Here is a 10,508-nt window from a genome sequence, read left to right as displayed (position 1 = left end):
GACGTAATCCTGCCACGAAACGTCATTCGTTCGCTGTATATGAATATCCGTTCGCACGACAAATAGATAGGCGGAAGTGAGGTTCTTCACAACACAATTCAGTCACCGACTGAATGTGAAACCGCACCTTCGCCCAGAGTTAACTTGTCCGCAATGAAGACGCCGAGAATCGCCCACCGAGAACGCAATAAAGGGATTCTCGGTTTGTGAATTATTGATCGGATAGTCCCGAATTCAACGGGTGACGGTCGTCCCCACGAAAGGTGCCCACGTGATCGCGCCGTACTGGAACGTGACGCGAACGCCGCCGCCGTATTGCGGGATTTCGTCGCTCGTGGCCGGGCCCAGGGTGGGATCCCAGGCGCTGAAGATGCCACCGCCGATGTTGTGGGTTCCGCCGATGGCGGTGGAGAACACACGGAGGCCGTAGGGGCTGTCGAAGTCCTGGTAGGTGCCGTTGAACGGAGTGGTGGGGAGGAAGCCGGTGTAGCGGATTGCCTCCGCCACAGCGCGCGGTACGCCGACGAATCCGTTGGGCATCTCGTAGACCACAGCATCTTGGCGGTACTGGGCCCACGTGTCGCGTACGGGGAACACCGGACCGAGCACGGCCCCGAAGTTGTTGGGAGCGGCCGCGAAGCGGTTGTACTCCGCGGTCCGCGGAATGTTGGTCTGCAGCAGGTTCATCAACGCCCACAGTGCGGGCTTGGCCGACCAATCGGTGCGCAGCAACCCGAATGTCATCTCCGGGTCGTTGCTGCCCGTCTGCTGGTCACGTAGCTGATACAGGAAGATGGGGCCGGTGTAGGGCAGCTCGCGCCACTTGGTGACGAAGTCGGAGATCAGAGCGCTCTGCTGATCCTCCGACGCCACGGACGTCGGCACGCCGTACTCGGTTCCCCAGATCTTCTTCGCACTGTCACCGTTGGCCACCATCGTGGCGCGCATGTCCATGACCTGCCGGGCAGGGGAATGTTCGACGTACGGGCCCTCGGAGAACTTCAGCGAGTACTGATACGGATGGTAGGAGAGCGCGTCGAAATAGCCTTTCGCGCCTGCCGCGTACATTTGATTGGTGAAGTCGACGGGGTTGACCACTCCGTATGCCTGCTCGGCTGCACCCAGTACTCCGCCGACGACGGTTGCGGCCGAGTCGGCTGCCTTGATCTTCGGATATGCGGCCTTGAGCAGGGCGGTGTAGCCCGCTGCGTCGGGCTGCGGTCCGTAGAACATCGACCCGTTGGGTTCGTTCCAGACCTCGTAATCGGCCACTTTGCCCTTGTATCTGGCGGCGACTTTTCCGGCGAAATCACCGAATGCGGCCGGCGAGGCCGGACGGGTGCTGATGGGTTGATTCACCGGCGAGGTCGCCCACGCCGGGGTGTAGGCAATGATTCCGAGCATCGAGATATTGGCTGCTCGCAATTTGTTCACCACGCGGTCGACGGGTGCCCAGTTGAGCTGGCCCTGGGTGGGTTCGACGGTCGGCCACGGAATGGCTATGCGCATCGACTTCACGCCCATGGCAGTGACGAACTGGACGGTGGTGTCCAATTCGGCATCGGTGGACCAGAGCAGACCGCCGCCGTCCGAGATGCCGACGCCGGGTGGCGTCGGAGCTGCCTGGGCCGGTGCTTGTGCTCCGAATGAAAGGCCGACAGCGACGATCATCGCTGTTGTTGCCGACATCAATATGCGAAAGCCACCGCGAAGAACCATCTCGAAATTCTTTCCACCAGGGGGCCTGTGCGCACGTTCGACGGGCCGGTGCGGTGAATCATTGCATCAGAAACAAGGGTTTGTACAAATACCGGAATTCATTCCGATTGTTATGAAACTGCTGGTCACGCTTCTCTCGGTGAAACCAAGCTTTTCGTTCTGGCGTCCGCGACATTGTCGGTAGGCGGATCGGTTTCCGATGACTTTTCCCATGCGTAGACGAGAAATGCGTACATCACCGAAAACGCCATGGTGGTCGCCGGAATGGTGACAACGGGGAAGTCGAGTTGCAGCGCGACGACGGCGAAACCGATCATTCCGCCGCCGTAGAACCCGTACTCCCAGTGTCTGGAACGCAGGAGTTTGTACCCGACCACGGCGATCACGACGAGTATCGCGACGAAGGCGATACCGGCCACCAACCCTCCCCGATAGATGGTCAGCAATGGGGTGTTGGCCACGTAGTTGACCTCGAAAGCGACCGTGGGGTCTTTGAATTCTGCACGGCCCCAGCCCAGTCCGAACATCCAGTGACCCTGCATGTGACCGGGGAACTCAACCAGAGCATCACCGCGCGCACTCGAGCCGGCGTCCCCGCTGCCGAACGACGAGAACACGCGATTGCGCACGCTCGGTACCGCGAGGGCCCCGACGAATGCTGCTGCGAAGGCACCGACGATGGCGAGCCGCTCGCGAGTACGCAGCTGCTGGAACACCAACATCAGGAGTACTCCGAACACCACGGAGAACAGCGCTGCGCGAGAGAGCGTCATGACGATCGACAGGAACAGCAGTGCGGCAAGCATTGTGCGCAGGTAGCCGCGCAGAAGCAGCACACACAGCATCAGGGCCAGCATGAATCCGATGCCGGCCGCATTGGGGTCGATGTACGTCCCGGCCAGGCGAACGGTGGTGGCTCCGGTGGGGCTGTAGACGAATCGGGTGCTTTCTTCTTCGCTGCCGTAGCCGAATATCGACAGGTAGCGGATCAGTTTCCCGGCCGGATCGGCGACGAAGATCAGGAGCGCGAAAGCAGCTGCGGCCGAGGCGGCGTAGACGTATATCCGACCGAACAGAGCGAGCTCGTCACGCTGCATGCGCAACAGGCACACGACCACCAAGGTAGATACGAGCCATTGCGCGAATTCCACGTAGTCGGCGAGTGCGCCACTCGTCGCGAACAACGACAATGCGGAAAGCACGAGCAGTGCGATCATCGGCATTTCCGGCCATGTGATGCGGCTCACGGCTGTGCGGTGGACCACAGTGGCGATGATGACCGCGATTCCCAAGCCGAATATTAACGGGGCGTGAACTCCGGGGATATATCCGAATGGCAATGCGCCGAGCGAAAAGGCAAGAGCGCGAGTCAGATACAGCGGATGACGTAGGCCGATGTACGCTCCGACGGTCAGCACGACAAGGGCGAAGGCACCCAGTTTTGCTGGAGTTCCGCCGACGATCATTGCGAATGTAACGAAAACGGGGATGACCACGATGGCCGCCGCACCGGCTCGTTGCGTGATGCTCATAGGCTCTGATGTTGTCACGCTTTCACCCGCTCGCAACATCTACGCTCTGCCGAATCCTTCGCTGCGCTTTATTCTTTCCCCTTGACCGACGTCATTCGATTGGAGCACTCGTGGAGATTCGAGAGTACGGGCGCATTCTTCGCGCGGGATGGTGGATCGTCGCGCTCGCGATGGTCGTCGGCATCGTCGGAGGCTGGGCCTACACGTTCGTCACGACGCCGCAGTACCAGGCGTGCGCACGTCTGTTCGTCACCACCGAAGGTGGCAGCTCGGTCGGCGAGGCCTACCAGAACAACCTGTTCTCACAGGAACGCGTCACCTCCTATGCCGGATTGGCAACCAGCACACAGGTTGCCCAGCGCGCGATAAACCAGTTGCAGTTGGACATGTCTCCGGACGAACTGCGTTCACGCGTCACCGCGACTCCCATCGACAAGACGGTGTTGCTCGATCTCTGTGCCACCGACGCAGACCCGGCGGTCGCTCAGGTCCTGACCAACGCGGTCGCCGGTCAGCTGACCCAGTTGGTGCAGGAACTCGAAACGTCGCAGCGTGGTGGCAGTCCGGCCGCCGGTGCCACCATCGTCGATCAGGGTGATGTTCCGGCCGCACCGATCGGTATGGGACTGACCACCGTCCTCGGGCTCGGTGCCGCAATCGGCCTCGTCGTCGGTCTTGCACTCGCGTTGCTTCGCGGATTGCTGGACCGCTCTGTTCGAGATCGTTCCCGCGCAGAGGAGATCTCGGGCCGCACCGTACTCGGCGGGCTGCCCGTCGACGCAACGCGACCGAAGGCAGCAGTGGCGTCGATGATCAAGATGGGCGAGCCACTACGCGCCCTACGCACCAACATTCGCTTCCTCGGCGGTGGCGCGCCGCCGCGCGTCATCACCGTCACCAGCCCATCCGCAGCCGAGGGCCGCACCAGCACCGCCATCGACCTGGCGGCAATTCTCGCCGAAGCAGGTCACCGTGTCCTGCTCGTCGGCGGCGATCTTCGCAGTGCAGCGTTGGGAACTCGCCTGAGCATGGAGCAGTACAGCGGACTGTCGACCGTGCTCTCCGGCGAGCACGGCATCGAGGATGCCGTGGTGCACGATGTGTTCGACGGTGTGTCGGTACTGCCGTCGGGCCCGGTGCCGCCCAATCCGAGCGAACTGCTCGGATCTGACCGTGCTCACGACGTGCTCGAGCAACTGCGCGGCGACTACCGGTACGTCATCATCGACACCCCGCCCTTGCTCGACGTCACCGACGGTGCGATTCTCACCGCATTGTCCGACGGCACTCTGGTTCTCGCGCGTACCGGTCGTACGACGCGGGAGAAGCTGCGGCGCGCGATCAAGGTGCTCGACGGTGTCAGCGGCACTGTGTTGGGCGTCGTGACCACCTTCGAGCCGTCTGCTCGACGCCTTCTCGGTGGCAACTCCTCGACGCCGGGCGAGCCGGTAAAGCCTACTGGCGCAGAACCTTCCACGGCGACACCGACGGCACGTCCGTACTCCGCCGGATCCCGGCCCACGCCGGCGACGAGCGACACTGCGAGCTCGTCGGCGAGCAGAGGATAGCTTCGATGGCAGGTAGGTTCGCGGCCAAGGTCGGCGTTGCGCTGACCGTCGCGGCGGTGCTGGTCTCTTGTTCGCAGGAGGTTCCCGTAGTCATCCCTCCCGGCGCGCAGACGGCTCCGGTCACGGCGTCGGCGACGGCATCGGAGCCGCCACCGCCGTCGAATTTCGGTGGTACGGCTCCTGGTTCGTTGATCTCGGCCGAACCGATCGAGGACATCGCTGCCGACATCACCGAGCTCGGAGCCTCCGCTACGCGGGTGGTGTATCGGTCCACCTCCGGTATCACCGGTCAACCGACGGAGGTCTCGGGAACGGTCGTCGTTCCCGGCGGCACGGCTCCCGAGGGTGGTTGGCCGATCGTGTCGTTCGGGCACGGCACTACGGGAGTGCTCAACGCCTGCGGCCCCTCGCTGTACGCGAACCTGCTCGGTAACGCTCCCATCGTTGCCGCTCTCGCGTTGAACGGATTCGCGGTGGCGATGACCGACTATCAAGGTCTCGGGCTCGAAGGGTCCTATCATCCGTACCTGGACTCGAAGACGTTCGGCTACAACATGATCGACGCCGTCCGCGCAGCCAGGAACTTCATGCCCACTCTGAGTTCGCGGTGGTCGGCCTACGGGGTCTCGCTCGGCGGGATGGCGGCGTGGGCGGCCAGCGACCGCAACGCCGAATACGGCGGCGGGCTGGAGTTGGTCGGTACGGCCGCAATGGTGCCGGTCTCGGACATGGCCGGTTTGGCCGACGCGGCGGCGAACGAGACGCTCACCCGGGCGCAGTACCCCTTGCTGATGTACGCGTTGCATTCGCTGGCGATCTCGCATCCCGAGATGAACCTCGACGACTATCGGTCCGGCTTCGCGCGCGAGCGGTGGGACGATCTGCTCGAGTGCGTCCCGCCGGGGTCGTTGGATGTTCCCGAGTTGCAGACGCAGCTCGAGCCGTCCGATCTGAAGCCGGTGAGCCAGGAGGCGACGGATCGTCTACGCGGCTACCTCTCGGATATGGCTTTGCCGCAGCAAGGCTCGGCAACACCGTTGCTGGTGATGTACGGCAGCGAGGACGATCTGATACTCGAACCGTGGACCGAGAAGGCGTTGCAGCGCGCGTGCGATTCCGGCGACGTCGTCGAATACGAGCTGCATCAGGGCGAGGGTCACGGCAACCTGGACAGCAGTCGGTCGTTGCCGTGGGTCAAGGGCATGTTCGCCGGCCAACGGCCCACCAATACGTGTGAGCAGAAGCGATGATCGCGCCCGCCGGTGTGCCGAACCTCAAGGACTACGGCCGAATTCTGTTGTCAGGCTGGGCGTCGATCCTGGCCGCGGCAGTCCTGTCGGCGGGCGTCGCGTGGTTGGCGACGTCGTTCGTGGAGCCGACCTACACCGCGGCCTCGCGAGTGTTCGTCACTGCGCCCGGTCCACCGTCGCCCAAGAATTCGTTGGACGGCAACCGTGGGTCTCTGGTTCGCGTCGAGTCGTACGTTCAGCTCGCCACCGGCGAACAGGTGTTGCGACGGGTGATCGCGTCCGAGGATCTGCCGATCGAACCTGCCGAACTGAAGAAGGACATCACGGTCCTGCCCAGTCCGGGCTCCGCACTGATCGAAATCTCGGTGGTGAACGCCGACGCCGAGCGCGCCCGTGATGTAGCCAATTCCGTTGCTGTGCAATTGGTCAAGCTGGCCGGGGAGATCGATCTGGGGGCCGACGGGCCGGTGTCCGTACTGACCGTCGTGGACGCAGCCACCACCCCGAGTTCGGCCAGCAGTCCTGTGCGCACGAGCAACGCGATGCTGGGTGGCGTCATGGGGGTCGTTCTGGGCAGTGTGCTCGTACTCGCGAGGGGGATCTCGCGGGATTCGATCGACCATCGCGATCAGGTCGAACAATTGCTGGGGGAACGCATGGGGGAGAAGCGATGAATCACGCAGGAACAACGATGCTCCGCAGAGCAGCAACGACCGGCGCAGCGGCGCTGGTGTTGATCTCGGCGGGGTGTTCTTCGGACTCGGCGGCGATGGATCCACAATCCGTCGCGGTAGGGGCCACTCTGCCGGCGGATTACGGCAACGACGGCCCGGGCTCTCTGGAGAGTGCCGAGGAGTTGCTCACCATCGATCGCCGGTTGAGCGGAATCTCCTCCATCGCGGCGCGGGTGGTGTACACCTCCACGTCCGGAGTCGACGGATCCGAGCAACGAGTATCGGGCACCGTCTTCGCCCCGGAAGGCGCAGCGCCGGAGGGTGGTTGGCCCATCATCGCCTACGGGCACGGCACCACGGGCGTGCTCGAGGATTGCGGCCCGTCGACCGATCCGGAACTGCTCGGTAGCTCCCAGATCGTGGCGGCGCTGGTACGCACCGGACACGTCGTTGCGGTCTCGGACTATCAGGGCCTCGGCCTCGACGGCACCTATCACCCGTATCTCGACGCTCGCACCGTCGGGAACAACCTGATCGATTCGGTGCGTGCCGCCCGCAAGTTGGTGCCGAACACCTCGACCCGATGGGCTTCGTTCGGTGGCTCGCAAGGTGGTCAAGCCTCCTGGGCAGCAAACGAATTGGCCGGCACTTATGGTGCAGGTCTGGACATGGTCGGATCGGTCAGTCTGGTTCCTGCAGCAGACATCACCGGTCTGGCTGCGGCGGCAGCGAGCGGCACGCTCACCGAGGATCAGAAGCCGCTGTTGCAGTGGGTTCTGGTGGGCTTGTCTCAGGCTCATCCCGAATTGAATCTCGACGACTACCGCAGGGGCATCGTGGCCGAGCGGTGGGACGAGTTGTCGGCGTGTGGCGGCGTCCTCGCGGCCGACCGTACGTCCCTGGCAGCTCAGATCAGCGACGACGATCTCCGCCCGGCAACTCCGGAGGCAACTGCCACGCTCGAGGGCTATCTCAGGGAAATGAGTCTGCCCAAGTCGCCCGCATCGGCACCGATGTTGGTGATCTACGGCGGCAAGGACACGCTGATCTCACAACCGTGGACGGATGCGGCGATCGCCGCCGGCTGCGGCAACGGCGACAGCATTCAGTATGTACTCCAACCGAATTCCGGTCACGCAGACATCGACGGTGCTGCTGCGTTCGGATGGCTCGAGGACCGGTTCGCCGGCACCGAGGCCATCAGCTTCTGCCCAGCCTCAGCCCCGGAACCGGCTCCCGCTCCCTGACCTTTCAGAAGGCAGTCATGACAGCAACTCCAGACAGCACCGCGGCCGCAGCCACTGCGCCCGCGACTCCGGTGAGCAGCGAGTCCAAGAGGCCCGCTCGTATTCTCGGCCTCGACGGGCCACGCGGCTTCGCGTGCCTGTGTGTGCTCGCCGTGCACGTCGGCGGCCACTACTCGCCGCAGACCGTGCTCACGTACAAGCTCGGGCTGCTCGGTCAGGGCCTCATTTTCTTCTTCGCCCTCTCGGGCTTCCTCATCTTCTTACCGATGGTGCGAAAGTTGTTCGCGGGCACACCCATGCCGAACAACGTCAGCTACGCGATGCACCGACTGCTGCGAGTGTTTCCCGCGTACCTGTTCATCTTCCTGTTTGCGAATTTCGTGATGCGTGCAGTGTTCGTGGAGAACGCGGCCGTCGCGGAGCAGCACTTCACCGACAACGGACTGGGAGTGCTCACCGATCCGCTGACGCTGCTGGCCAATCTGACTCTGGTGCACTCGTACATCCCGAGCATGCTCCAAACCGGGATCAACCCGTCGTGGTCGCTGTCGTTGGAGTTCGCGTTCTACCTTGCACTGCCGCTGCTGACCGGCATCGCCTTCTATCTTCGCAAGCGGACCTCCATCTCGGCCCCGGTGCTGGCGATGATCCCGGTGGTGATCATGTTCGTCATCGGGGTGACCGGAAAGCTCTACACCGCCTCGCTGGTGGGGCCGTCGGGCATCACCGATCCGAAACTGTTGGATTGGGGACCCAACGAGATCGCGGTGCTCAGCCGTAGCTTCTGGTCGTTGGCAGACAACTTCACCTACGGGATGCTCGCCGCCGTGGTGTTCGTCGCCATCGACAACGGAATCATGAAGGGTGTAATCGCAACCAAGATGCGGTGGTGGACGGGAATCGCGATGATCCCGACGGCGGCGATCTCACTCAAGCTCATCGACGACAACTCGCGCTGGCAGAGTTCCACCGTCGCGTTCGGCTCGGCCCTGCTCATTCTGTTCATCATCGTCCCACTGGCCCGAGGGGAGAAGTCCGTGCTCGCCGAACGCGCGGACTGGGCACCGCTGAGCTACGTGGGCATGATCTCGCTCAGCGTGTACCTCTGGCACTTTCCCGTCCTGATCATGGTGGGGCGCTTCGGCTGGATGGCCGGCGACAGCCCGCTGGGCATGCTCCGCAACTTCGTTCTGGTCAGCGCAGTCAGCATCGCCTTCGGAACAGTGACCTACCGATTCATCGAGAAGCCGGCATTGACCTACGCCCGTAGATTCAAGGCCAGCAAATAGTTTCATGCGATGCACACATCGAGCGCTCGCAGCACTGCTGGTGCTGCCCGTCCTGGCCGGATGCGCCGCCGTCGTGCCGGTCGGCGCGGACCTGCAGCGCGGCGTCGCAGCGGCGATACGAGGTGGGGATCCGGAGCCGATGGTGATCGCGGATCCGGGGACGGGCAGCGGGTCGATCGTCAGCGCCGAGACCATGCCCAATCTGCCCATCCAGGTGCGGCTTTCAGGAGTGAACGCAGCGAAGGTGGTGTATCGCTCGGTGCAGCCGGGTGTGGGTGAGCGCGAAGTCTCGGGCACGGTGTTCACCCCGTCCGGAGATGCACCCGAGGGCGGTTGGCCGATCATCTCCTACGCGCACGGGACAACGGGCATCGAGCAGGACTGTGCGCCGTCGGAATCGAGTTCACTGCTCGGTGCGTCGGCTCTCGTACAGGGTTACACCACAGCGGGATTCGCCGTGGCCATCACCGACTACGAGGGCCTGGGACACCCCGGTAGTCACGCGTACCTGGACAACATCACGGCCGGCTACGACGTCATCGATGCCGTACGGGCGTTGCGCACCGTCTTTCCCGACGCGGGTACCCGATGGGCTGCCTTCGGTGGCTCGCAGGGCGGAGGCGCTGCGTGGGCCGCGAACGAACTCGCCGATTCCTACGCCCCGGAGTTGGATCTGGTCGGTTCGGTGGCGTTGGCACCGGGTGCGAACATGGTCGGGTTGGTGGACAAGGCCATCGCAGGGACTCTGACCGCGGACCAGGGCCCGCTGCTGCAATGGGTTCTCGAGTCGTTGTCGCGGCGTGATCCTGCGTTGGATCTCGACGACTATCGCAGCGGTAACGCCGCGCAGGACTGGGCTGCGCTCACCGGGTGCACGCCGGACAAGGCCGGTCCCCGCGACGATGCGGTGAAACGGCTCGGCGACAAAGACTTTGCGCCCACGTCCGACGCGGCAGCGACGATGCTGCGTGAGGCACTGACGGCGATGGCCGTGCCCACGGGGCCGGCGTCGGCACCGATGCTGGTGGCCTACGGTGATGCCGACACCTTCATCGATGCGGCGTGGACCGATGCGGCACTCGAGCGGGCCTGCGCGTTCGGAGACGTCATTACGACCGATCGACAGGCTGGGCGGGGGCACGGAGACGTGAACGGCGATGCCGTCAATGGGTGGATAGCTGATCGTTTCGCCGGGATACCGGCGCAGAACGATTGCAGTCGATGAGGGG

Annotated in this window: 8 protein-coding genes; 6 read left to right on the top strand and 2 right to left on the bottom strand. The window is 63.7% G+C overall.

Annotated elements, in window-relative coordinates; all coding sequences use genetic code 11:
• Positions 1-234 precede the first annotated feature (234 nt).
• On the bottom strand, positions 235-1,719 hold the full coding sequence (locus AC5WEY_RS01695) for a cellulase family glycosylhydrolase (protein WP_495644435.1): 1,485 nt from the start codon (positions 1,717-1,719) through the stop codon (positions 235-237).
• Between the two features lie 125 nt (positions 1,720-1,844).
• Positions 1,845-3,251: an O-antigen ligase domain-containing protein gene (locus AC5WEY_RS01690; RefSeq protein WP_495644434.1), complete on the bottom strand. Its 1,407-nt coding sequence runs from the start codon at positions 3,249-3,251 to the stop codon at positions 1,845-1,847.
• A gap of 110 nt (positions 3,252-3,361) precedes the next feature.
• On the opposite strand from AC5WEY_RS01690, the gene AC5WEY_RS01685 reads away from it, so the two are divergent.
• The 6 genes from AC5WEY_RS01685 to AC5WEY_RS01660 are packed head-to-tail and all read left to right on the top strand — an operon-like array spanning position 3,362 to position 10,504.
• Positions 3,362-4,819, top strand: coding sequence for a tyrosine-protein kinase domain-containing protein (locus AC5WEY_RS01685; RefSeq protein WP_495644433.1), 1,458 nt, complete (start codon positions 3,362-3,364; stop codon positions 4,817-4,819).
• A 5-nt stretch (positions 4,820-4,824) separates the two neighbouring features.
• Positions 4,825-6,069: an alpha/beta hydrolase family protein gene (locus AC5WEY_RS01680; RefSeq protein ID WP_495644432.1), complete on the top strand. Its 1,245-nt coding sequence runs from the start codon at positions 4,825-4,827 to the stop codon at positions 6,067-6,069.
• Positions 6,066-6,743, top strand: coding sequence for a YveK family protein (locus tag AC5WEY_RS01675; protein ID WP_495644431.1), 678 nt, complete (start codon positions 6,066-6,068; stop codon positions 6,741-6,743). The genes AC5WEY_RS01680 and AC5WEY_RS01675 overlap by 4 nt, the downstream gene beginning before the upstream one ends.
• Entirely contained in the window at positions 6,740-7,990 is a 1,251-nt protein-coding gene (locus AC5WEY_RS01670; RefSeq protein ID WP_495644430.1) for a lipase family protein, read from the top strand. The genes AC5WEY_RS01675 and AC5WEY_RS01670 overlap by 4 nt, the downstream gene beginning before the upstream one ends.
• Before the next feature lie 17 nt (positions 7,991-8,007).
• Positions 8,008-9,279, top strand: coding sequence for an acyltransferase family protein (locus AC5WEY_RS01665; protein WP_495644429.1), 1,272 nt, complete (start codon positions 8,008-8,010; stop codon positions 9,277-9,279).
• A 4-nt stretch (positions 9,280-9,283) separates the two neighbouring features.
• Entirely contained in the window at positions 9,284-10,504 is a 1,221-nt protein-coding gene (locus AC5WEY_RS01660) for a lipase family protein (protein WP_495644428.1), read from the top strand.
• Positions 10,505-10,508 lie beyond the last annotated feature (4 nt).

The organism is Rhodococcoides sp. S146-33, assembly GCF_059489205.1.
Note: the sequence above shows the minus strand (reverse complement) of the source record. Positions and strands in the feature narration are given on the sequence as shown.

Bases quoted from the DNA above. Each gene is read 5' to 3' on its own strand.
- AC5WEY_RS01695 (WP_495644435.1), bottom strand. From the start codon at position 1,719: ATGGTTCTTCGCGGTGGCTTTCGCATATTGATGTCGGCAACAACAGCG.
- AC5WEY_RS01690 (WP_495644434.1), bottom strand. From the start codon at position 3,251: ATGAGCATCACGCAACGAGCCGGTGCGGCGGCCATCGTGGTCATCCCC.
- AC5WEY_RS01680 (WP_495644432.1), top strand. From the start codon at position 4,825: ATGGCAGGTAGGTTCGCGGCCAAGGTCGGCGTTGCGCTGACCGTCGCG.
- AC5WEY_RS01675 (WP_495644431.1), top strand. From the start codon at position 6,066: ATGATCGCGCCCGCCGGTGTGCCGAACCTCAAGGACTACGGCCGAATT.
- AC5WEY_RS01670 (WP_495644430.1), top strand. From the start codon at position 6,740: ATGAATCACGCAGGAACAACGATGCTCCGCAGAGCAGCAACGACCGGC.
- AC5WEY_RS01665 (WP_495644429.1), top strand. From the start codon at position 8,008: ATGACAGCAACTCCAGACAGCACCGCGGCCGCAGCCACTGCGCCCGCG.
- AC5WEY_RS01660 (WP_495644428.1), top strand. From the start codon at position 9,284: ATGCGATGCACACATCGAGCGCTCGCAGCACTGCTGGTGCTGCCCGTC.